Consider the following 23023-nt stretch of genomic DNA (forward strand, 5'->3'; position numbering starts at 1 on the left):
AAAGCCATGTAATTATTCAATATCAAAAATTGCACACTAGTAACTACCGCCTAAAACACAAAAATCCCAAAGCCATGACTTAGGATTTTTATGTTTGTTAAGACGCATCATTACTAATGCAAATGTTTAACTAGACAAATGACTCTGCCAGTATGACATCACCATCTTCGCGAGTAATCATGACGGTGGCTGAGCGTGGTGTACTACCTCCAGCAATAGCGCCCCACGTATTACCCGGATGCTGAATATTAATAAATAAGGTTTTAAAGTCTGGGGCCATCGTAATACCTGTGACTTCACAGCCCTCCGGACCGACGAAGAAACGTTTGATATTGTCATTATTGGCAGGCATGCCGACTCGGGTTTGTTGCCCCGCTGACGTAGTAGTGAGGGTTCCATCGCTGACATTGCCCGGTAGCGCTGCTAGCAACATACAGCTGCTGGTATCAGTATAAGCACCGTCATCTGTTTGAATCCATAGGACGCCACGTGGATCAAAGTATAAGCCGTCGGGGGAAGAAAAGTCATTATTGTCATTTAATTGTGATAAGTTTTCTGCTGATAAATCACTCGGCGCAGCAAATAAATAAATATCCCATTCAAAACTGGTTGCCGCATGATCGCCCCCTGCTTCTGCCCAGCGAATAATATGACCATTGTCATTACCACGCGCTTTGCCGCCAGTATTATAGCTGCGCGGATTGGGCGCTGAAAGTGGCTGATCATCACGTACACCACGATATTTATTATTGGTCAATGTCACATATACATCGCCCGTTATAGGACTGACCGACACCCACTCTGGACGATCCATCTTGGTGGCACCGACCACATCTGCTGCTGCACGAGCAAAGACCAACACCTCATCTTGTCCATGAAAAGGCAAGACCGTATTGGAGACATCCAGTCCATTTTGACCGTGAATCAACGCTTTCCATTCACCGCGGCCATTTTCATTAAAGATGGCAACATAGAGCATGCCCTCATTCAAATACTTGTCACCTGCTTTTAATCCACCGCCGATATCAGCATTTGACCATGTGGCTTTGGAGACGAACTTATAGATATATTCGCCCCGAGCATCATCACCCATATAAAAAACCACCGGTTTGCCTTGTTCAACAGGTGCATAGGCGCAATTTTCATGAGCGAAACGCCCTAGTGCCGTGCGTTTTTGCGGTATGGAATTCTGATCAAAAGGATCAATTTCGGTGATATATCCAAAGGTATTAAAGCCATTTCTATAATCGTCTGCAGCGCTAGCACTAGCGGCGGTCATATCCCAGCGTGAAAACTCATCGCTTATCTTGGCATCTTTAGCATCAGGGGTATGCCATAAATACTCCCAACCAGGGAAGTTTTCCGTTGCCCCGTAGCGTTCGCGACCATAGTTATGCCCAGCGCTTAATTGGCTAGCATCTTGCCCACGGGCAAATACCCCTAAAAAGTTCTCTTCGGTGGTCAGATAAGTGCCCCAAGGTGATAAACCTGCACCGCAGTTATTATTGATGCCGCGAGTCTGAAAGCCTGTCGGATCAAACTTAGTCTTGACCAAATCAGAACCTGCAACGGGTCCTGTCAACTGCGCCGTACTACTACTCGTGAGACGGCGATTATATTTCGAATCAGCCACCATCTCATAGCCCATACCATCAGCGCGGCGTTTCATCTCGACCACCGCCACCCCATGACAATTAACCTCACGGCGCACGTCGCTAGCAAGTCGACGATTTTGAAAGATGGGCGCGGCGTTGTTATCTTGGATAACATGATAGCCAAACGGACTCAGCTCACTACTGTTTACGTATTCATGATTCATTACCAGCAGCCCATTCTCTGACGCTTTGGGGTCATAGGTACTGCCCTTTTTGCCAAAAAACCACATGCCATCATGATTATCACCCATGCGCCACTCGAATGACTCAGCCGACTGCTCTCGATTGTCTTTCCAGTCATCAATACCAGATATTAGCGGCGTACCAAGTGGTAATATCATCTCGGCTTTATAGCCTGCTGCCACGCTCATCGTTTCGGCAGTCGAATGCGCCGCTGCTGTAAACTTCAAAGTTTCGGGACGTTTGAGATCACCTTGTGCAGGGACAGCAGCATCATTGCCATTATTTTTGGCAGGATTTACAGTGTTATTGTCATCGTCATCGCTACAGCCGACTAAAGGTAGCGCGCCAAAAAACGCCGCCGCTGTTAATCCTGTGCCACCTTTTAGGATACTACGCCGATTTAAACGACGACTAATAATGGTTTGAAAATCGATATTGTTGGTCGGATTAGAATCTTCAACGACTTCATGGGCAAGTGGTTGTTTGCTATTCAATAATGTCATTATCAGTCACCTTGCTGTTAGGCTTGATTGGCATGAGAGAGTTGATTGCAGTCTTGTAATTGCAATCACCAAAATACGAATTATGCCTAAGTCTACTGAGTGTTTATGACAGTATGTTGAAAACCAAATGCCAATTTGATAGTAATGTGACGATAACCTCATGACAAATGGCTATTACCACTGATAAACCAAAAAAATCCCAAGTGTGAACTTGGGATTTTTTGATAGCGCCAATGCATGTAAAAACTTATATGATACTGCTGCGATAAGAAATTATCGAACTTGCACCTGCCATTCATGAGTGCCAAGCTTGAATGTTAGCGTATCATCTGCTTGCAATACACCAACGCCGCTCGGCGTACCAGTCATAATCACATCGCCTGCTTGTAAGCTAAAGGCATGGCTAATCTCTGCTAGTAGCTCATACACTGGAAATAGCATTAAGGCACTATCACCATCTTGCTTCAGCTCGTCATTGATATAGAGCTGATATTCGACATGGCAAAAATCACCAAACGCTTGCGGATCAATCCAATCGGCAAGCACACAAGCACCATCGAAACATTTAGCACGCTCCCATGGATGACCTTTTTCTTTGAGCTTACTTTGCAAGTCACGCAGGGTCAAATCAAGCCCCAAAGTCACGCCACCTATCGCTTGCTTTGCTTGTTCAATCGTTGCTGCCGATAAGTCGCCTACCAGCTGAATGCATAGCTCTGCTTCGTAATGAGTGTCGCCATATAGCGCTGGATTTGGACGGACAATATCATTGTGCACACTGACCACGGAAGATGCTGGCTTCATAAATAAGATAGGCGATTTTGGTATCTCATTGCCAAGCTCACGCGCGTGTTCTGCATAGTTACGGCCAACGCAAATGACCTTGCCGATAGATTCTCGTACGCTATCGTTAATGGTGGCAATGCTCTCGTCATCCTTGACGCTGGCAGCAATTGTATCGACTAAGGATATAGATGGTGATTGGCTCATACTAGGCGCTCACAGCAAATTGTTGATATTTTAAAAAACGAAACATACTGCACTATTTATCACAACGTTTATGATAAGTTTTATTCATGACAAATCATTAGCCGACGGTATGCGTAGTCAAATCTGGTGGCACATAGCTTGCGTGACGATTCATGCGCTTTTCAAACATTCTAAAGCTAAACAGAATCACCCACGATAACAATAGATAAACGATACCAGCAGCGAAGAACAACTCCATCAAGGTATAGGTCCGCGCACTAATAGTACGAGCAACGCCTGTGATATCCATTAAAGCAATTGTTGAAGCGAGTGCACTGCCCTTTAGCATAAAGATAACTTCATTACTGTATGCCGGAATTACAATACCAAAAGCACGCGGTAACGTAATACGGGTCAGTTTCTGCCATTTTGACATCCCGATTGCATCAGCAGCCTCAAGCTCACCCACCGGAATATTTTGAATCGCACCGCGGATAATCTCGGCTAAATAAGCACTAGTATTTAGCGTAAAGGCAATGATAGCACACCAGTAAGCTTGGCTAAGAACTGGCTCCCACAAGAACGAATTACGTACCGCTTCGAACTGCCCAAGACCGTAGTAAATCAAAAATATCTGTACAAGTAATGGTGTGCCACGGAAAAAGAAGATATACAGAAAAGGGAGTATCTGTACCAACCAATTTTTAGACAACCGTAACAGCGCCAAAACCAAACCAAAAAATAAGCCAATAATACCCGAGAACAAAACCAACTGTACGGTCAATACCGCGCCACCGAGTAAGTCTGGGATATGATCAAAAATAACCTGCCAATTCCAATCCATAGTGTCTTCCCCTTTATCCTATGGTCGATTGACGGTGAGTGGTTTGACGGCTGAGCTTTTTAGCATAACGCGCCGCCGGATTGGCACGCCATTCAAGCCACATCATAAAGCCAGTAATCAGCATGGTCAAACCTAAATAAATTATTGCCGCTGCCATATAAAAGGTAAATGGCTGCTGTGTTGATTGCGCGGCGCGCGAGGACTGATACATGATATCTTTGAGACCTACGACCGACACCAGTGCCGTATCTTTAAGCAAAACCAAAAATAGATTACCCAAACCTGGCAATGCAATCTGCCATACTTGAGGTAAGGTTATGCGATAAAAAGTCTGAAAAGGACGCATACCAATCGCTTGCGCCGCTTCTCGCTGTCCTATAGGAATCTCTTGAATCGACATACGGAAGATTTCAGTCGCATAAGCACCAAAAGCAATAGAAAGTGCCATCACGCCGCCCCAAAAAGCGCTAATCTCGACATAGTCGTTATAGCCAAACTTTTTGAGGATGCTCATTAGCAGTATAGAGCCGCCATAGTAGATAAACAGTACCAATAGTAGCTCAGGAATACCGCGCATCGTGGCGGTATAGACAGTCGCAATTTTGCGCAGCAGCCAGATATTAGATAGCTTTGCTGTGGCACCGAGCAAACCTAAGAACATGCCGATGATCAGACTGGTCATGGCAAGCTGTATGGTGACGGTAGCGCCGCTCAATAAAAGCGCGCCAAATCCTTGTAAGTCAAACACGATTATCCACTCAGTCTCTTTATATTAGCAAATTGCAAAATATGAGTTAAAAAAATCAGCATCAATAGCTGAATACAGTTAATAAACGTACTTTAGACCTAATAAATATGAGTCATTTGCGTCATAGACTGACGCTAGATTAATACGATTACTGCCGCGATAATTGACACAGTAGAAATGAGCGCTGATTTTATCATATTCATTCGCCGCTATGTTAATACTGACGTGTAAAAGCACCGCCTAAATAGATATCTATCTTTTTAAAAGGCCGATAATTTGGTTAAAGAACAGCAAATCTGTTGGTTAATAATGCTTACAATAATAGTGTGACTGTAAATAAGGACACAAGAAAAAGGACATCACCATAATGGCGATGTCCTCATGCTTATTAACACAATATGAATGCAGTCGTGAAAACCGTAATACTACTGAGCCTTTACTGTGTAACACTATCTATAGCTGGTGCTTCTGTTAGTGTCGCACTTGCTGGCACAGCAAAGTATTTTTGATTGATCTTATCATAAGTGCCATTGGCTTTAATATTGCTCAATGAGGTATTAATTTTTGCTTGTAGAGCTTCATCATTCGGACGGACGGCAATCGCAAAGTTATCATTGATGTCAATCTCCGCGCCCTTTAGCACATAATTGCTACCGGACGTCGAGCTGAGCCATTCAATCGCTGGCAGTTTATCCGATATCATGGCATCGACGCGACCGGCACCCAAGTCTAAAAACGCATTACTTAATGTATCATATAGCTTCATATCCGCTTTTGGATAAGTGTTTTCTAGCCACTGTGATGAGATGGTGGAGCGCTGAGCGGCGATAGAGTGGGCATTAATATCAGTCACCTTAGCAGGGTCAAAGGTGCTATCTTTTTTGGCTAAAAACACTAGCGCATTGCTAAAATACGGATCCGTAAAAGCGACTTGTTGAGCGCGCTCAGGGGTGACTGACATCGCAGCGACGATAGCATCATATTTACCAGCCTTGAGACCGGGGATGATACCGTCCCAATCTTGCGCCACAATCTCACAAGTTACTTGCATATCAGCACAGATAGCATTAGCAATTTCGATATCAAAACCGCCGAGCGTGCCATCTGCATTGGTATAGTTAAAGGGCGCATAAGCACCCTCAGTACCGATACGCAGCACATTACCCTCTGTCGCATCTGCTTTTTTCTCAGCTGTCTCCGCAGTATTATTAGCCTCTGAGTTAGTATTTTCAGCCCCTTTATCTTGACCGTTACTACAACCGACTAAAGCTAAAAATGCTGCCACTGCTAGCATAGGTTTTAAAAACCGCTGACTGGTCACTGAATTTGAGCCTATGACAAGATGGTTGCTCATAATCATCCTTGAGTTTATTACGTCGTGAAATTTTGATAAGTGCTGGCAAATATGCATTCCTCAAAACTTAGGATCAATACATATTTGTCATCACAGGTATTAGTTTGCTGTCGCTTGCTCTTCTTTAGCAATCGCCGTATCAGCATCGACACTAGCTTTATCCATGACTACTACTTCTTTGATATCACTAGTAGCGACTGCTTTTTGAGCAGCAGTGGTTGAGCTGGTACCAAAATAGCTACCCGTGATTTGATCATAAGTGCCATTGTCTTTTAGCTCAGCCAAGGCTTTATTGAATTTGGCAACCAATGGATCGCCTTTACGGAAAGCAATACCCATCGCATCATCATTGGTGCTGATTTCTTGACCTTTGACCTCATAGTCTTTACCAGCTTCTGTTTTTAGCCAGTCAATACCAGTCACTTTATCAGACATCATCGCCCGCACACGACCTGACGTTAGATCCAGATACGCATTGTCTTGAGTATCATAAAGTTTGATATCAGCATCAGCATGTTTATCTTGTAGATATTGCGAGGCAACAGTTGAACGCTGTGAGGCAATTGGCTGACCTTTTAGAGCGTCAACACTAACATCGTCGCCTTTTTTACCGATTAAGATAATGCCGCTATGAAAGTAAGGTTCGCTAAATTCGACCACTTCTTTGCGCTCAGGGGTGATTGACATACCAGCGATGGCAGCGTCAAACTTCTGCGCATTTAAGCCTGGAATCAAGCCATCCCAATCCTGTGAGATCACTTCGCATTTGGCTTTCATTTGCGCACATAGTGCGTCAACCAATTCAATCTCATAGCCGATTAATTTGCCATCAGCATCGGTATAACTAAACGGTTTGTAGCTTGATTCTGTCGCGATTTTGATATTTAAAGGCGTATCAGTTGCAGCAGCTGTTTCAGTGCTTTCTGTCGGTGTAGAGCTGTTGTTACAGCCAGCTAGCATCAGCATGGCAGCGCTTAGTGGCGCTAACCACAAGGCTTTTTTGGTCATTGACGAGGTCATTGAAATGATCATAGTGGTTATTCCTTAATATATTTACCAGCCGTATATATATCCGCTGCTTAAGACGGATATAAACAATCGACGCTAATGATTACAGATTATTGACCAAAGTTTTTCTGCTCAAGACGGGCAAGCTCACCGTTACTGCGAATTTCACTCAGCGCTTTATTAAAGTCTTCTTTAATGGCATCGCCTTTACGAACAGCAATCGCAATATTGTCATCATTGTCAATCTCATCACCCACGATACCGAAGCCTTCAGGGTTGTCTGCTAACCATGATTTTGCTGATACTTTTTCAGCCAATACAACATCACTACGACCAGACTTAAGGTCCAAATAAGCATTGTCATAATTGTCATAAAGCTTAACGGTATTGCCGTCTTTGCCTTCATAATTGTCTTGTAAATAAGCACCCGGCGTCGTTGAGCGTTGACCACCAAGCGTCAGATTTTTGATGACTTTAGGATCAAAGCTGCCTTTGGTATCGGTCAGCCAAACCATCGTATTGGCAAAGTAAGGCTCGCTGAAATCGACTTTTTCTTGACGTTCAGCGGTGATAGACATACCAGCGATAACGGCATCGTATTTTTGCGCCAATAAACCCGGAATAATACCGTCCCAATCTTGAGCGACAATTTCACATTTGGCTTGCATCTGCTCACATAGAGCATTGGCAACGTCGATATCGAAACCCGCCAAACTGCCATCGGCATTGGTATAGTTAAAAGGAGGGTATGCGCCTTCAGTCGCAATACGAATGGTCTTGCCAGCGGTTCCTGCTGCCGGTGCATCTGAATTGGTATCAGCAGCGTCATTGGCAGGTTGGCTACAAGCCCCTAACATGAGCGCGGCAGTAACGGTCATCGATGACCACAATAGGCGAGAATTCGACATCATACGTTCCTTAAATTCTGATGGATTTTTAAGATGATTTTTAATCTCTAATTTTTAATACAGCGTTCTGGTATATTTTCTCTGACGTCCCTGCCAGATAAGTTACTCAGATTCAGGCAACTGGATATTCAGGCTGTGAGATATTTAGGTATATGGAGAAGTGCTATGCATACCCGCTCACAAGTCTTTTGATAATACCTGAGTGGAATATCAAAAACAAACGTTTTGCATACCGACTGTGATTATTGAGTAATAAAGGCACGAATAGACTTACTGATGTGCAATCTTAGCGTTTTAAACAATTATTGCTAAGATTGCGATTTTACTAGACTTAAGCAATGGATTAATTTTGACGATGTGAAGCCATAAAGTCTCTAACGCGCTCAGACTTAGGGTTATCAAAGACCTGCTCAGGTGTACCAATCTCTTCAATAACGCCTTGGTGTAAAAACACCACTTTACTAGAAACTTCACGTGCAAAACGCATCTCATGGGTCACAATCAGCATCGTGCGTCCCTCTGCGGCTAGCTCTCGCATCACCGCAAGCACTTCATTGACCAGCTCAGGATCTAATGCAGATGTCGGCTCATCAAACAATAATACCTGTGGCTGCATAGCAAGGGCGCGTGCAATAGCAACACGCTGACGCTGACCACCAGACAGATTAGCAGGATAAGCGTCTTTTTTATCAAGCAAACCGACTTTATCGAGCAGCTTTTCAGCATCGCTAATGGCTTGGTCTTTTTTTATTTTTAAGACTTGTATTGGCCCTTCAATGATATTGTCAATAATCGTTTTATGTGGCCATAGATTGAAATTCTGAAAGACAAAACCCACGCGTGCGCGCAAGTGTTCTAGCTGTTTGATATCAGCCGCTTGCAATTCGCCTGACTTAGCTGGCTTTAGCATCAGCTCATCTTTACCGATAATAATGCGACCTTGATTGGGCTTTTCAAGCAGATTGATACAGCGCAGCAGGGTCGACTTACCTGAGCCAGACGAGCCTAAAATAGAGATAACATCGCCGTCATAGGCAGTTAGAGATACGCCTTTCAGTACGGCCAATGAGCCGAAACTTTTATGGATATCTTGTAAATCTAAAGCGATAGGTCGAGTCGGATTATTTGCAGTATCAAGCATGGTTTAGCAGACTTCCAATAAATATGAATGAAAACATGACGTAAAAAGGTACTTAGCATTAAAAAGGCGTTTGGCAATAAATTACCTTTATAAAATAAGGCCCATAATATACAGTCAATTATGGGCCTTATTTTATCATCTTAATAGCGTGAGCGCTGTTTTATCTGCCACATTAGTAGCTTGAGACGTGTTCTTCGCTTTCAGCACCGTCCATCACCTCTGCATCATCCGCAGATGCTACGGCCACATCATCCGTGCTACTGACAGCCATATCATTGTCAGCAGTTGCTACCGCAACATCGTCAGCACTGCCGGCAGTAGCCACACCCGTTGCTTCATCTTCTACCGAAGTCTGCGCATCGACTGCTGGCGCCGTCTCTACCGGTGGCTCATCTTTCTTACCACAGGCACTTAGCGTCAATGCCGCTGCAACCAATCCAACGCCCAACCAGTTTTTGTACGCGCCAGATTTTTGAATTTGTTGTTGGTCAATGGTCATATTTATTCTCCAATATTTTTATTTACTATCATTAATTTCTACTATGAATAGCTATTCTGTAGCCGAGCGAGTTTAAAAATAATGTGTTAAAGCTAAAATGAATCTCTTGTTGCTTAGCGCTCACTATACGGACGATTCATAGCGACTACCTTAGTAATTGCAGTCTATTTCTGTTAAAAATACGTAACCATAAATCCAATGCCCAATCATGACTATCATATAAAGACAAGTGACTTCTATTCACAAAATCGGCTTTACTATCGACCTAATCTCCTCTATGTTAAATAGCAGAGTGCCATTAGAGCGCTAAAGAACACTGATTGTTTTTTATTTATAACTATAAGGAAGAATATTTATGAGTCAAACCAATACCACAGATGTAACCGCTTATATGCAAAATGTTGGTAAAGAAGCGCGCGCTGCATCCAGAGCACTGGCTGCTGCCAATACGGGTGACAAAAATGCTGCACTGATGGCGATTCACGATGTATTAAAGAGCGCTAAGCAAGATATCTTAGCCGCCAATACAGTTGATATGGACAATGGACAAAAGAACGACCTAGATGCTGCGCTGCTTGATCGCTTGGAGTTAAATGATGCCCGTTTTGATGGCATGCTACAAGGTCTAAAAGACGTTGCGGCATTGCCTGACCCTATTGGTGAGGTTACCGACATGACGTATCGTCCGTCGGGTATTCATCTGGGAAAAATGCGCGTGCCACTTGGTGTGGTCGGTATGATTTATGAGTCGCGTCCCAATGTCACTTTGGAAGCAGCCTCGCTCGCACTAAAGTCAGGTAACGCCATTATTTTGCGTGGCGGCTCTGAAGCATTTGAGTCCAATCAAGCGATTGCCAAATGTATTTTAGAAGGACTAAAAAACGTTGGTATGTCTGAGTATAGTGTCCAAGTGCTAGAGACCACTGACCGTGCTGCCGTTGGTGAGCTTATTACTATGACAGAATATGTTGATGTTATCGTACCACGCGGCGGTAAAGGGCTGATTGAACGTATAAGCCGCGATGCGCGCGTGCCTGTCATTAAGCACTTAGATGGCAACTGTCATACCTTTATTGACAGTGATGCTGATCCCAAGATTGCCATTAATGTAAGTGTCAATGCCAAAACCCATCGCTATGGTACTTGTAATACCATGGAAACCTTGTTGGTCGATGAAGCCATCGCTGATGAGCTGTTACCAAAAATTGCCGAAGCCATCGTTGAAGCCGATAATGCGATGCAATTGCGCCTTGATGATAAAGCGCAGGCTATTCTGAACGATAACACTATCCTTAAAGGCCATTTATCAGCCGCCACCGCGGAAGATTGGGATACCGAATATCTCGCCCCTATCCTCGCGATTAAAATCTTATCCGGCATTGATGAGGCGATTGAGCATATCAACACCCATGGCAGTCATCATACCGATGTTATCATTACAGATAACTATACCAAGTCACAGCGATTTATCCGCGAAGTCGACTCAGCAAGCGTGATGATTAACGCCTCTAGCCGTTTTGCCGATGGTTTTGAATATGGTCTTGGTGCCGAAATTGGTATCTCAACTGACAAGATTCATGCACGTGGACCTGTCGGACTTGAAGGCTTAACTTCACAAAAGTGGATCGTTTATGGTCATGGCGAAACGCGTGCCTAATTTATTACGTCTTCACTACAATCTATAATGTCGTCTGCAGTATAATTGTTACAGAACGTCAGCTTAATTGCTGGCGTTTTTTTATTATTAATAACTATATTATGTATGACATACAGCCATTATTTTACGTGATAAAAATCTATCGATAGGACGAGGATGCCCATGCAAAGTGGCAAAATTAAGCATTGGAATTCTGATAAAGGCTATGGCTTTATCGATGTCGACAATCAGAGTGAAGATGTGTTTTTTCACATAACATCCGTGCGAATGGCGCAGCCTATCAGCAATGGGCAGCGGATTTATTTTAATAGTGAGCGCAATGACAAAAATCAATTGCGCGCCACCGAAGTCACATCGGATGAATTGAGTATTTTAGAGACGCCAGCATCCAATTCAGTGGCAAATTCAATGCATCGCAGCTCAGATAATGTTAGTCAGAAAAACAATCGAAACCATATTAGCAAAAATAATCGTAGCAGCCAAAATAAGAAAAGCAGCTTCTCTACCCTATTCAGTTTGATTGCCATTATCGCTGTTGCGGTTTATTTCTTTACTGATTTGAAATCCAGTTTTTTTGCCGATAGCGCGCCATCTACTACTCTATCGCAAAATCATATTGAATCTGCCAGTAATTCAAATGCAGCAGCTATCACTGGTGATGCGCAAATAGATCAAACCATTGCACTTATTCAGCAAGGTGGACCCTTCCCTTATCCTAACAAAGACGGAACCACTTTCTATAATCGCGAAGGCAAGTTACCGGCGCAGTCGCAAGGCTACTATCGCGAATATACTGTACCCACACCTACCGTTTCGCATCGCGGTGCACGGCGTATTGTCACTGGCGGTCACCCGCCAACCATTTATTATTTAACCCTTGATCATTACGGCAGCTTTCAAGAACTGGAGGTGAAATAACATGACTCAAGCTATTTACTATGTAAATCAAAGCAGCATTGATCAAAACCTTGTTAAAGGTAAAAGCAGCAGAACGTTTGCTACTATTCCTGAACAAGCAATCGCTATACCTATAGAAGAGCGATTAGATAAAGAAACACTCTTAAGTAGCTTAGCGAAAGCATGCGATTTCCCAAGTTGGTTTGGTCATAACTGGGATGCAGCGTGGGACTGCTTAACAGACAGTGATATCGAGCATTTGGTACTTGATTTAACAGCGGTTAAAAATATTAACACCGAAGATTTTAATGTCTTCAAAAGTATTATAGAAGATGCTTTTAAAGAATTTGGCAAACCACAACTGTGGATTGTCGTGGCGTCTGATGATTTGTCTTAGTCGCTAGTAAGAGAAGAATCTAAATTCGAGATAAAAACAGATTTATCCCGAATTCAGGTTAATTTATATTTATAGAAAGGATTAACATATGGAAATCACCCTAAACGGCTATTACACCCTGATATTAGCCACATTAGTACTTTTGCTTGGACGCTTCTTAGTCAAAAGAATTAAGTTTTTAGAAGATTTCAATATTCCAGAACCAGTCGCAGGCGGTTTGGTCGCAGCGATTGTCGTTTATATTCTTAATATTGTTTGGGGCTATAGCTTTAATTTCCATCAAGGACTGCAAACAGCAACTATGCTGATGTTTTTTGCCTCTATCGGGCTTAGCGCTGATTTTGGTCGGTTAAAAGCAGGTGGCTCACCCTTACTGATCTTCACCATTATCGTGTCTGTCTTTATCATTTTGCAAGACATCCTTGGTGTTGCAATGGCAAGCGCACTTGGGCTTGATCCTTTGCTTGGCTTGGTGACCGGTTCAATCGCTTTGACTGGTGGTCATGGTACTGCTGGTGCTTGGGGCATTACTTTGGAGGAGCAGTATGGTGTGGTTGGCGCGACGACGCTGGGTATCGCAGTTGCCACTTATGGTTTAGTAGCAGGTGGTATTATCGGTGGTCCTGTTGCCCGTCGCTTGATTAAAAAGCTTGGTCTCAAGCCTACAGCAGACAATCCAAACCCAAGTGATGTTGAAAAACTGGCAAGTGAGCAGTCGCTCTATAGCACCAAGCACAGCGAAGAGGAAGTTCATAGTAATAAGGAGATGTTTGAAAAACCGGATAATATCCGTCTGATTACGGCATCGTCTACCATTGAATCATTGGCACTGTTTGCCGCAGCACTGGCGTTTGCTGATCTTATGACCTTGTTGGCACAGGATACATGGTTTGAGTTGCCTACCTTCGTATGGGCATTAGCAGGTGGTGTGATTTTGCGCAATACCTTAACCATGGTATTTAACTTTGATATGTTTGACCGTGCGATTGACGTCATCGGTAACGCTTCTTTGAGTCTTTTCTTAGCGATGGCTTTATTGTCATTAAAGCTGTGGCAATTGACAGATTTGGCAGGTCCGGTATTGATCATCTTATTGTCACAAACTGTTCTAATGATTGGCTATGCTTACTTTGTGACCTTCAAACTCATGGGCAAAGACTATGATGCAGCTGTCTTGTCAGCAGGACACTGTGGTTTCGGTATGGGTGCAACTCCTACAGCGATTGCCAATATGCAGGCGGTCACCGATCGTTACTTACCATCACATAAGGCATTTTTGATTGTACCTATGGTTGGTGCATTCTTCGTTGATATCGTTAACGCCACTATCCTGCAGATATTTACCAAATTGCCGTTTATGTGATTTGATAAATTAAAAAACTGATTTATATACTCACAAAAAAACCGCCTAGCCAAAGCTAAGCGGTTTTTTTATATCTGACTTATAAAACCAATTAATCAGAAATTACTGGTTTTTAGCGTATACAGGAAGCTCTTTACAGATCGCTTCTACTTTGCCACGTACTTCAGCAGTCACTGCTTCATCGCCACGGCTGTCAAGAACATCACAAATCCAACCTGCCAAATCACCTGCTTGTGCTTCGTTGAAGCCGCGAGTGGTAATCGCTGGTGTACCAATACGGATACCAGAAGTCACAAACGGAGATTTTGGATCGTTTGGTACGGCGTTTTTATTGACCGTAATGTGTGCGTCACCCAACCATTTATCCGCTTCTTTACCAGTCATCTCTTGCTTAACTAAGCTGATAAGCATCAGATGGTTTTCAGTGCCACCAGAGATAATTTCATAGCCGCGATCTTGAATGACTTTCGCCATGGCTTGAGCGTTTTTAACCACTTGCTGCTGATAGGTTTTGAAGTTCTCTTCTAAGGCTTCTTTAAAGCAAACTGCTTTTGCCGCGATGACATGCATCAACGGGCCACCTTGGTTGCCTGGGAATACGGCAGAATTGAGCTTTTTAGCAAGCTTCTCATCACGAGCAAGAATCATACCTGAACGTGGGCCACGTAAGGTTTTGTGCGTAGTTGTGGTCACTACATCAGCAAACGGTACTGGGCTTGGGTAAACGCCACCAGCGATAAGACCAGCAACGTGAGCCATATCCACTAGCAAGTAAGCGCCTACTTCGTCAGCGATTTCACGGAAACGCGCCCAATCAACTACTTGTGAATACGCTGAAAAACCAGCGATGATCATTTTAGGCTTATGCTCTTTTGCCAAGCTCTCAACTTGGTCATAATCGATAAGACCAGTGCCTTCAACCAAACCATACTGTACTGCATTGTAGTTTAGACCTGAGAAGTTGATATGTGCGCCATGCGTTAAGTGACCACCAGCATCTAAACTCATGCCAAGCACAGTATCATTGGCTTCAAGCAATGCTAAAAAGACAGCAGAGTTTGCTTGGCTACCAGAGTGTGGCTGTACGTTCACATATTCTGCACCAAACAATTCTTTTGCACGGTCAATAGCTAGTTGCTCAACGACGTCAACATGCTCACAACCACCGTAATAGCGCTTACCAGGATAGCCTTCAGCGTATTTGTTGGTCAAATCAGTACCCTGCGCTTCCATCACTGCTTGTGAGCAGTAATTTTCTGAAGCGATAAGCTCAATATGGTTCTCTTGACGAACGCTTTCAGCAGCCATAGCTTCAGCAAGTACTGGATCAAAATCTTTGATAGAGATATCTTTAAACATAGTAAAGTCCTAAGTGGTCACGTTTATTAGTAATAACGGTCGTTGAAAGAAGCGAGTAGCAAAAGAAGTTTGAACTAGGCAAGCAAAAGGCATGAGCTTATCATTAGCTTGCAGTTTTAAGGATAAATTCGATACTCTTTTGCATCGATATTCTCGCTAAAGTTTAAGTGTAACATGAAACTTTATGTTGCGAGCGCAAAAAAATATCAGCTTATTTTGAGTAGACGACAAGGCAAAATTCTCTATATTTAAATCTATTTTTTTCAGTAACTTATCAATATATCCTCTAAATAGAAGCAGTAAATTCATTAAAATTTATTCACTAAAAACTTATCTGAATAATAAAGTGGAAAATAGTTGGCTAATTAATTGGTTGTTTTAATTTTTTGATGAAGTACTTAAATATCCAATTGTTTTTCACAGAACCGTGGCAAAAAGGTCTCACTAATAAGTAAAGAACGACCATGCCAATCATAAAGCGTCTGCCGTTGCCAGCCATCTGCCGTATGTTTGATAGAGCGCTGATTGGGCAAGGTGCGACTGCGATTAAACAATACATAACCTATAGGTGTGCTTTTTAGTTGCTGTAGACGTCTGGCACTGCCTTTTAGACTTGATAACGGAAACAGGCTTTGCGCCTGTACCCATGGTAGCTCGTCATTACCGTATAGATATACCTCACGGACCCATGCCAGCCGTGGATGACTAAGCGCTGCCCCTTTGATACCCAATTGCTTTTTTTGTGCTAAAGATAGGAGACGATAACCCTCAAAGTGACGCTCCACACGTAGCGGCTGCCCGGCTTTTACCTCTAGCAAGGCAGTAAGAGAGCCTTCGATATTTAGCCAAGGTAATAGCTCAGCTGGAGGTAATGAATTGGTTACGCAAGAAAGATGAGAGGTCATAGTTTACGGCTAATATGTACTTTATTAAGTAGAAGATGGTTAAAAGATAAGGTTATTCATTATTATCAAACATTGGCATATTATCAATATTAAACGGTAAAGCTTCAAACGCTTGCTCTCGATATTGCGACATCTGTAGCCGATCTTTGCGGCAAAAATCAGCAATCGCTGGCACAAAACGCGCATCATAAATACGGTGCAGTGAGTGGGTAGCTGTTGGAATAAAGCCACGAATCAGCTTATGCTCGCCTTGCGTTCCTGGGTCGAAATAATGCAAGCCTTGCTCGATGGCAAACTCAATACCTTGATAATAGCACAGCTCAAAATGCAAGCTATCATACTCACCAAGCGCTCCCCAATAACGACCGTACAAAGTTGCCGTTTTATTGTCAGGCTTATCATATAAAAACAGACTGCTCGCGATAATCTCACCGTTGGCATCAAGTGCTTGTGCGAGCATTAAATGCTCAGCCATATGTTGCGCTAATGCTTTAAAAAAATCCATGGTCAAATAAGGCTGCTGCCCACGTACCGCATAAGTCATTACATAGCAATGATAAAAAGTCTTCCAGTCGGACTCGGTAATGTCATCACCGCATTTTCGCTGGCACGTAATACCTTGCTCAGCAACTTTTCTGCGCTCAGCTCGAATGGTTTTGCGTTTTTTGGCTTTAAGCGTGGTCAAAAATGCTTCAAAATCTGTAAACAGCTGATTACTTTGAGTTAGATTTTTATTTTGCCATAAAAACTGACAACCTTGACGCTCAAGTATCGGTAGCTCAATCGGTTTTGCCGCCACACCATTTGCTTGGGTTTTAAGCGCCATGTCTATATCAATATCAGTCGGCAGCGATGCGTTAGCCATAGCAGCCATCTCAGGTGTGACAAATAGCCCATGCCAGCCGGAAGCATCTACTTGCTGCGCAATATCATCCACCCCTGCAATAGCGGTCTTTATAATGTCAGCATCGAGCGTCTCACCTGCTGCCAACCATAAACGCTGCCCAGTAATAGGCGTATAAGGGGCGCTCGTTACCAAACGCGGATAATAGTCGAGACCATACTGCGCATAAGCTTGCGCCCATGAATGGTCAAATACAAATTCCCCTTGGTGATGACCTTTAATAAATACGGGCATCACGGCAACCGGCTGCTTCACCTTTATAGAAGCTTCTACAGAAGACAAATTTTGCTGTACTACAAAATCATCATCGGCATCTACACGGTGCACTAATATATAAATAGGTAACCAGCCAGCCTCCTCGCCAATCGCGCCAGTGTCACTAAGCGCTTGCCAAAAGGCAAATGACATAAAAGGGGTGTCTGGCGTTTGCCACTCGCTTAGGCTTTGCCAACTGGTATCGTTCAGTAACGCATATTGTAAATTCATAATCAGTACACTGTTTTTTTTGATGACTTTTCTTGATCATATAGCCTATCAAATTGGCATTTTTTTGCTGTCACAATTTGCAAGAATTTTATATAACCGTTATAGGATTATTGATACCGTTTAAGAAATGATGCCGTACTAGTGTGATCGAAACAAAACTTTGATGCCATACGTAATAAAAACTGCCATTAAAAACAGGCAAATTACATGGAAAAGATGATATCAATCTTGATGACTGATAGAATAAGAGTATTATTAGCTTAATATAATTCATATAGATGAGATATGAGCGAAATAGTATACTTAGTTCAACATACGAGATTGACATCATATCGGATTTATAGTGGATGAACTATAATATATCGACTGTCATGTATCGTCAGGCAGTGTTACCCAATCGTTCAACCCCTCTTTTGGCGGTAAGTTTGTCATAAAGGTTAAAACAGCTTCCAAAAGATAGTTTTGCAAAATAAGGTCAACAGGCAGTCTCAAAACTATTTAAATGCGTCAAACTGTTTAAATATATTTTTGTATGATTGCAAAAGTGACACTTGATGTGCTTAATTTAGCGCCATCACTCATTATGGTATGAAGGCTATATAAAGCGATTAAATAAGATCCAAGCCTTACTCCCCTTATTAATGACAACATAAAGGAATACTCTACTACAATGTCAAAAATTATTTATACAAAAACCGACGAAGCCCCAGCGCTTGCAACCGTATCATTCTTGCCTATTGTCAAAGCATTTACTCACACAGCAGGCATTGAAGTTGACACCAGTGATATCTCAGTTGCAGCCCGTGTATTGGCTGAATTCCCTGAGTTTTTAAGTGAAGAGCAACGCGTTCCTGATAACTTAGCTGAGCTAGGTCGTCTGACACAAGATCCAAACACTAACATCATCAAATTGCCAAATATCAGTGCTTCTGTTCAACAGTTGAAAGCAGCCATTAAAGAACTACAAGGTAAAGGCTACGCTATTCCTGATTTTCCAGATGACCCAAAAACTGACGAAGAAAAATCGATTCGTCTGCGTTATGGCAAAAGTCTAGGCAGCTCGGTAAACCCTGTACTTCGTGAAGGTAACTCAGATCGCCGCGCACCAAAAGCGGTCAAAAACTACGCACGCAAACATCCGCATTCTATGGGTGAATGGAAACAATGGTCACAAACGCATGTATCACATATGCACAGCGGCGACTTCTATGATGGCGAGCAATCTATCACTTTAGATAAAGCACGTACTGTACGTATGGAGATTTTGTCTGACGATGGTACTATCAAAGTATTAAAGCCTAAGATTGCTTTACTTGATAAAGAAGTCATTGATTTGATGGTGATGAGCAAACAAGCGCTATTAGAATTCTACGAGCGTGAAATGGAAGATTGCCGCGAAGCTGGTATCTTATTCTCATTGCACGTAAAAGCGACCATGATGAAAGTATCGCACCCTATCGTCTTCGGTCATGCGGTCAGAATCTATTATAAGGATGCTTTCCAAAAGCATGGCGCATTATTTGATGAGCTAGGTATCAATGTCAATAATGGCATGGCAAGCTTATATGAAAAAATTGCTGAATTGCCAGCCAGTTTGCGTGAAGAGATTGAGCGTGATTTACATGCTTGCCAAGTACATCGTCCACGTTTGGCAATGGTTGATTCATCAAAAGGCATCACCAACTTCCATTCGCCAAGTGACATCATCGTTGACGCATCAATGCCAGCCATGATTCGTAATGGCGGCAAAATGTGGGGTGCTGATGGCAAACTATATGATTGCAAAGCTGTCATGCCAGAATCTACCTTTGCGCGCATTTACCAAGAAATGATCAATTTCTGTAAATGGCATGGCAACTTTGATCCAACAACGATGGGCACAGTACCTAACGTCGGTCTAATGGCACAAAAAGCGGAAGAATACGGCTCGCACGATAAGACTTTTGAGTCTAGCGATAGCGGTATTGCCCGTATTGTTGACATCGATACTGAAGAAGTATTACTCGAAAAACGCGTTGAAAAAGGTGACATCTGGCGCATGTGCCAGGTTAAAGATGAGCCTATCCAAGATTGGGTCAAGCTTGCAGTACGCCGTGCACGCGAATCGAATACACCAGTCATCTTTTGGTTAGACCCGTATCGTCCACACGAAAATGAGCTGATCAAAAAGGTAAAAATGTATCTAAAAGATCATGATACCACTGGTCTACATATCGAAACCATGTCACAAGTTCGTGCCATGCGTTATACCTTAGAGCGCGTTGCTCGTGGTCTTGATACGATTTCTGCTACTGGTAATATCTTACGTGATTATCTCACTGACTTATTCCCGATTTTAGAATTGGGCACCAGTGCTAAGATGTTGTCAGTGGTTCCATTAATGAAGGGCGGCGGTTTGTTTGAAACAGGCGCTGGCGGTTCAGCACCAAAGCATGTACAACAATTGGTTGAAGAAAACCACTTACGTTGGGATTCTTTGGGTGAGTTCTTGGCATTGACTGTGTCGCTAGAGCATTTAGCACAGAATGACAACAACCCTAAAGCTCAAGTATTGGCTGATACCTTAGATAGAGCAACTGAAAAGCTGTTATTGAATGACAAGTCTCCATCACGCAAAACTGGTGAGCTTGACAATCGTGGCAGTCACTTCTATCTTGCGATGTATTGGGCACAAGAGCTTGCCGCTCAAGAGCAAGATGGCGAGCTAAAAGCACAATTTACCGCACTTGCGCAGAATCTTGAGAGCAATGAAGCAGCTATTATCAAAGAGCTAAATGATGCTCAAGGTAAGCCTATGGATCTTAAAGGCTATTACCTAGCGGATGAAGCATTGGCTGAGCAAGCAATGCGTCCTAGCACTTTGTTCAATAACGCCATTGCTTCATTATAATTAACTCATCTTATAAAAGTTAATTTATAGAAGTGACATTAGCGTAAACAAAACACCCCAAATATCTTAGATTTTGGGGTGTTTTTTTGTCTTTTATTAATGAGTGATTTTTATGTCAGAGACTATTTACAAGACATTGTGTAAAAGACATCATTTTCTTACGCATTCATATGTTTGATGATTGCTTTACCAAACTCAGAGGTACTCAGTAAGGTGGCATCCGGCATCAAGCGTTCAAAATCGTAGGTCACGGTCTTATTTTTGATAGCACCTTGGATACCTTCGATGACCAAGTCAGCAGCCTCTGTCCAGCCCATATCACGTAGCATCATCTCAGCTGACAAAATAAGCGAACCCGGATTGACTTTGTTTTGTCCGGCGTACTTTGGCGCTGTACCATGTGTTGCCTCATATACGGCAATAGCAACTCCTTTATTAGCACCCGGAGCAATACCGATACCACCGACTTGCGCGGCTAGCGCGTCAGAGATGTAGTCGCCGTTTAGGTTTAATGTCGCAATCACTGAGTAGTCAGCTGGACGCATCAGGATTTGCTGCAAAAACGCATCTGCAATCACATCTTTAATCACAATCTTATGACCCGTCTTAGGATTTGTTATCGTCATCCAAGGGCCACCATCTAGTAATTGAGCACCAAAGCACTCAGTAGCAGCCTCATATCCCCACTCTTTAAAAGCGCCTTCAGTGAACTTCATAATATTGCCTTTATGCACAAGCGTCACATTAGGCAAGTCATTGTCGATGGCGTGCTGAATGGCTTTACAAATCAAACGCTGTGAGCCCTCTTTTGATACTGGCTTGATACCAATGCCACAATCTTCTGAAAAGCGAATCTGTGTCACGCCCATCTCTTCTTTTAAAAACTTAATGACTTTTTTGGCATCCTCACTGCCTGCTTTCCACTCGATACCGGCATAGATATCTTCTGAGTTCTCGCGGAAAATAATCATATCAGTCAATTCAGGATGCTGGACAGGACTTGGAACGCCTTCGAACCAACGTACAGGACGCTGACAAACGTACAAATCAAGCTCTTGTCGCATTGCCACGTTCAGCGAGCGCATACCACCGCCAACTGGCGTGGTCAGCGGACCTTTTATACTGATGACATAATCACGCAACACATCAAGCGTCTCTTCTGGCATAAATTCGCCGTCATAAATTTTAGAGGCTTTTTCACCGCAATAGGTCTCCATCCAAACGATGGACTTTTTGCCTTTATAAGCTTTTTCAACTGCCGCATCAATCACTTCAATCATGACAGGTGTGATATCAACGCCGATGCCATCGCCTTCGATAAAGGGAATGATCGGATGATTTGGAATATTGAAGGATAAATCAGCATTTACGGTTATTTTTTCGCCGTTTATTGGTACGATAACCTTGTTATATGACATGAGGTGATACTCCTTGATAGGTATTATGTGTTTTAAGCGTCCTTGGCATTCTGTTATGCTAGCTGTTTTATCATGGTGATGACAGCATTATAAATGTTTGTACAATACGATAAACTTAAGGTAAAACACGCCTCTACCTTTAGGCTTTACTCGTATATTAATTCTTATAGTATATGTCCTGCTATCCGCCATTTTATTTTTGGGAAACACTATTTTATGTCCAGCTCTAGCCTGATTTTGTTTAATAAGCCTTACGGAGTACAAAGTCAATTCCGTGATGACAGCAATAATGACCATACTACTCTATCAGAATATTTTACGGATAAATCACTCCGTATCGCTGGTCGGCTTGATGCTACCTCAGAGGGGCTGCTGATTTTGACCAGTGATGGACGCATTAATAAAGCCATCACGCAGCCACCATCTGCAAAGGGTTTTGCGCAAAACAAACAAAAACAAGGTAAGACTTACTTGGTGCAAGTAGAAGGCATGGTCACTGCTGTCCAATTAAAGGCGCTGGCGTCAGGCGTGGTCTTGAAAGACGGTAAGACATTGCCTGCCTCTGCAGTATTGGTGGATGAAGTCGACTTGCCGATTACATTATGGCAGCGTAATCCGCCTATTCGTGAGCGTAAAAATATCCCAACGTCATGGTTGATGCTAACTATTTATGAAGGCAAAAATCGCCAAGTGAGGCGTATGACTGCGCATGTAGGGCTGCCTTGCTTACGCTTGATACGTTGGTCAGTGGCAGGATTTGAGCTTGGAGAGTTGGGCGTTGGTGAGTTTGTACGCATTCATTTAAATAGTGAGCAATGCCGAAAACTTGGCGTCATAGGTTAGCTATCATAATACCTAAGTAAAGCTGTACTTAAGATAGCTTTTTTATTTAAGCTCACTATATTACGACATCTTAAACATAGCGTCTCGAAAAA

General features: G+C 42.9%; 19 protein-coding genes. 6 read left to right on the top strand and 13 right to left on the bottom strand.

Annotation, left to right across the window (positions count from 1 at the left end):
- Nucleotides 1–130: 130 nt before the first annotated feature.
- The 9 genes from FQ082_RS12040 to FQ082_RS12080 all read right to left on the bottom strand — a co-directional run bounded on the left by FQ082_RS12040 (nt 131) and on the right by FQ082_RS12080 (nt 9812).
- Nucleotides 131–2341: a PhoX family protein gene (locus FQ082_RS12040; RefSeq protein ID WP_149493264.1), complete on the bottom strand. Its 2211-nt coding sequence runs from the start codon at nt 2339–2341 to the stop codon at nt 131–133.
- Nucleotides 2342–2614: 273 nt separating this feature from the next.
- Complete coding sequence (locus tag FQ082_RS12045) at nt 2615–3331, bottom strand: fumarylacetoacetate hydrolase family protein (protein WP_262498219.1); 717 nt, start codon at nt 3329–3331, stop codon at nt 2615–2617.
- 97 nt (nt 3332–3428) lie between these two features.
- Entirely contained in the window at nt 3429–4154 is a 726-nt protein-coding gene (locus tag FQ082_RS12050; RefSeq protein WP_149493265.1) for an ABC transporter permease, read from the bottom strand.
- A 13-nt stretch (nt 4155–4167) separates the two neighbouring features.
- The gene (locus FQ082_RS12055; RefSeq protein ID WP_020442682.1) at nt 4168–4902 is read right to left on the bottom strand and encodes an ABC transporter permease; all 735 of its coding nucleotides are present in this window, start codon (nt 4900–4902) and stop codon (nt 4168–4170) included.
- Between the two features lie 436 nt (nt 4903–5338).
- Nucleotides 5339–6256 (bottom strand): ABC transporter substrate-binding protein, encoded by a 918-nt coding sequence (locus tag FQ082_RS12060; RefSeq protein ID WP_149493266.1) that lies wholly within the window; start codon nt 6254–6256, stop codon nt 5339–5341.
- Nucleotides 6257–6355: 99 nt separating this feature from the next.
- Nucleotides 6356–7288, bottom strand: coding sequence for a transporter substrate-binding domain-containing protein (locus tag FQ082_RS12065; protein ID WP_011512696.1), 933 nt, complete (start codon nt 7286–7288; stop codon nt 6356–6358).
- 86 nt (nt 7289–7374) lie between these two features.
- Nucleotides 7375–8175: a transporter substrate-binding domain-containing protein gene (locus FQ082_RS12070; protein WP_188018953.1), complete on the bottom strand. Its 801-nt coding sequence runs from the start codon at nt 8173–8175 to the stop codon at nt 7375–7377.
- A gap of 340 nt (nt 8176–8515) precedes the next feature.
- Nucleotides 8516–9313 carry an ABC transporter ATP-binding protein gene (locus FQ082_RS12075; RefSeq protein WP_149493269.1) on the bottom strand — a complete coding sequence of 266 codons (798 nt, stop codon included), beginning with the start codon at nt 9311–9313 and terminating at the stop codon, nt 8516–8518.
- 172 nt (nt 9314–9485) lie between these two features.
- Nucleotides 9486–9812, bottom strand: coding sequence for a hypothetical protein (locus tag FQ082_RS12080; RefSeq protein ID WP_149493270.1), 327 nt, complete (start codon nt 9810–9812; stop codon nt 9486–9488).
- A gap of 355 nt (nt 9813–10167) precedes the next feature.
- Here FQ082_RS12080 and FQ082_RS12085 point away from each other — a divergent pair, with 355 nt between their 5' ends.
- The 4 genes from FQ082_RS12085 to gltS all read left to right on the top strand — a co-directional run bounded on the left by FQ082_RS12085 (nt 10168) and on the right by gltS (nt 14126).
- On the top strand, nt 10168–11469 hold the full coding sequence (locus tag FQ082_RS12085) for a glutamate-5-semialdehyde dehydrogenase (RefSeq protein ID WP_149493271.1): 1302 nt from the start codon (nt 10168–10170) through the stop codon (nt 11467–11469).
- Nucleotides 11470–11631: 162 nt separating this feature from the next.
- Nucleotides 11632–12387 (top strand): ribonuclease domain-containing protein, encoded by a 756-nt coding sequence (locus FQ082_RS12090; RefSeq protein WP_262498220.1) that lies wholly within the window; start codon nt 11632–11634, stop codon nt 12385–12387.
- Between the two features lies 1 nt (nt 12388).
- Nucleotides 12389–12763 carry a barstar family protein gene (locus FQ082_RS12095; RefSeq protein WP_149493274.1) on the top strand — a complete coding sequence of 125 codons (375 nt, stop codon included), beginning with the start codon at nt 12389–12391 and terminating at the stop codon, nt 12761–12763.
- 88 nt (nt 12764–12851) lie between these two features.
- Nucleotides 12852–14126: a sodium/glutamate symporter gene (gltS, locus tag FQ082_RS12100; RefSeq protein ID WP_149493275.1), complete on the top strand. Its 1275-nt coding sequence runs from the start codon at nt 12852–12854 to the stop codon at nt 14124–14126.
- Nucleotides 14127–14228: 102 nt separating this feature from the next.
- Here the strand turns inward: gltS and glyA are convergent, their stop codons facing one another.
- From glyA to FQ082_RS12115, 3 genes are all read right to left on the bottom strand, one after another.
- A complete protein-coding gene (gene glyA / locus FQ082_RS12105) occupies nt 14229–15485 on the bottom strand; it encodes a serine hydroxymethyltransferase (RefSeq protein WP_020442674.1) in 1257 nt (418 codons plus the stop codon).
- 398 nt (nt 15486–15883) lie between these two features.
- Nucleotides 15884–16390 carry a chorismate--pyruvate lyase family protein gene (locus tag FQ082_RS12110; protein WP_149493276.1) on the bottom strand — a complete coding sequence of 169 codons (507 nt, stop codon included), beginning with the start codon at nt 16388–16390 and terminating at the stop codon, nt 15884–15886.
- 52 nt (nt 16391–16442) lie between these two features.
- Nucleotides 16443–17780, bottom strand: a complete 1338-nt coding sequence (locus FQ082_RS12115) for a GNAT family N-acetyltransferase (protein ID WP_149493278.1) — start codon at nt 17778–17780, stop codon at nt 16443–16445.
- A 670-nt stretch (nt 17781–18450) separates the two neighbouring features.
- On the opposite strand from FQ082_RS12115, the gene FQ082_RS12120 reads away from it, so the two are divergent.
- On the top strand, nt 18451–20670 hold the full coding sequence (locus FQ082_RS12120) for an NADP-dependent isocitrate dehydrogenase (protein WP_149493280.1): 2220 nt from the start codon (nt 18451–18453) through the stop codon (nt 20668–20670).
- 158 nt (nt 20671–20828) lie between these two features.
- On the opposite strand, the gene icd is transcribed toward FQ082_RS12120, so the two are convergent.
- A complete protein-coding gene (gene icd, locus FQ082_RS12125) occupies nt 20829–22088 on the bottom strand; it encodes an NADP-dependent isocitrate dehydrogenase (RefSeq protein WP_020442670.1) in 1260 nt (419 codons plus the stop codon).
- Between the two features lie 216 nt (nt 22089–22304).
- Here icd and FQ082_RS12130 point away from each other — a divergent pair, with 216 nt between their 5' ends.
- A complete protein-coding gene (locus tag FQ082_RS12130) occupies nt 22305–22931 on the top strand; it encodes an rRNA large subunit pseudouridine synthase E (protein ID WP_149493281.1) in 627 nt (208 codons plus the stop codon).
- Nucleotides 22932–23023 lie beyond the last annotated feature (92 nt).

Source organism: Psychrobacter sp. ANT_H56B (assembly GCF_008369245.1).
Lineage (GTDB): Bacteria > Pseudomonadota > Gammaproteobacteria > Pseudomonadales > Moraxellaceae > Psychrobacter > Psychrobacter cryohalolentis.

What these genes read in the sequence shown, in the direction of transcription:
- FQ082_RS12040 (WP_149493264.1), bottom strand. Translation starts at nt 2,341, where the DNA reads ATGACATTATTGAATAGCAAACAACCACTTGCCCATGAAGTCGTTGAA.
- FQ082_RS12045 (WP_262498219.1), bottom strand. Translation starts at nt 3,331, where the DNA reads ATGAGCCAATCACCATCTATATCCTTAGTCGATACAATTGCTGCCAGC.
- FQ082_RS12050 (WP_149493265.1), bottom strand. Translation starts at nt 4,154, where the DNA reads ATGGATTGGAATTGGCAGGTTATTTTTGATCATATCCCAGACTTACTC.
- FQ082_RS12060 (WP_149493266.1), bottom strand. Translation starts at nt 6,256, where the DNA reads ATGAGCAACCATCTTGTCATAGGCTCAAATTCAGTGACCAGTCAGCGG.
- FQ082_RS12065 (WP_011512696.1), bottom strand. Translation starts at nt 7,288, where the DNA reads ATGATCATTTCAATGACCTCGTCAATGACCAAAAAAGCCTTGTGGTTA.
- FQ082_RS12070 (WP_188018953.1), bottom strand. Translation starts at nt 8,175, where the DNA reads ATGATGTCGAATTCTCGCCTATTGTGGTCATCGATGACCGTTACTGCC.
- FQ082_RS12075 (WP_149493269.1), bottom strand. Translation starts at nt 9,313, where the DNA reads ATGCTTGATACTGCAAATAATCCGACTCGACCTATCGCTTTAGATTTA.
- FQ082_RS12080 (WP_149493270.1), bottom strand. Translation starts at nt 9,812, where the DNA reads ATGACCATTGACCAACAACAAATTCAAAAATCTGGCGCGTACAAAAAC.
- FQ082_RS12085 (WP_149493271.1), top strand. Translation starts at nt 10,168, where the DNA reads ATGAGTCAAACCAATACCACAGATGTAACCGCTTATATGCAAAATGTT.
- FQ082_RS12090 (WP_262498220.1), top strand. Translation starts at nt 11,632, where the DNA reads ATGCAAAGTGGCAAAATTAAGCATTGGAATTCTGATAAAGGCTATGGC.
- FQ082_RS12095 (WP_149493274.1), top strand. Translation starts at nt 12,389, where the DNA reads ATGACTCAAGCTATTTACTATGTAAATCAAAGCAGCATTGATCAAAAC.
- gltS (WP_149493275.1), top strand. Translation starts at nt 12,852, where the DNA reads ATGGAAATCACCCTAAACGGCTATTACACCCTGATATTAGCCACATTA.
- glyA (WP_020442674.1), bottom strand. Translation starts at nt 15,485, where the DNA reads ATGTTTAAAGATATCTCTATCAAAGATTTTGATCCAGTACTTGCTGAA.
- FQ082_RS12110 (WP_149493276.1), bottom strand. Translation starts at nt 16,390, where the DNA reads ATGACCTCTCATCTTTCTTGCGTAACCAATTCATTACCTCCAGCTGAG.
- FQ082_RS12115 (WP_149493278.1), bottom strand. Translation starts at nt 17,780, where the DNA reads ATGAATTTACAATATGCGTTACTGAACGATACCAGTTGGCAAAGCCTA.
- FQ082_RS12120 (WP_149493280.1), top strand. Translation starts at nt 18,451, where the DNA reads ATGTCAAAAATTATTTATACAAAAACCGACGAAGCCCCAGCGCTTGCA.
- icd (WP_020442670.1), bottom strand. Translation starts at nt 22,088, where the DNA reads ATGTCATATAACAAGGTTATCGTACCAATAAACGGCGAAAAAATAACC.
- FQ082_RS12130 (WP_149493281.1), top strand. Translation starts at nt 22,305, where the DNA reads ATGTCCAGCTCTAGCCTGATTTTGTTTAATAAGCCTTACGGAGTACAA.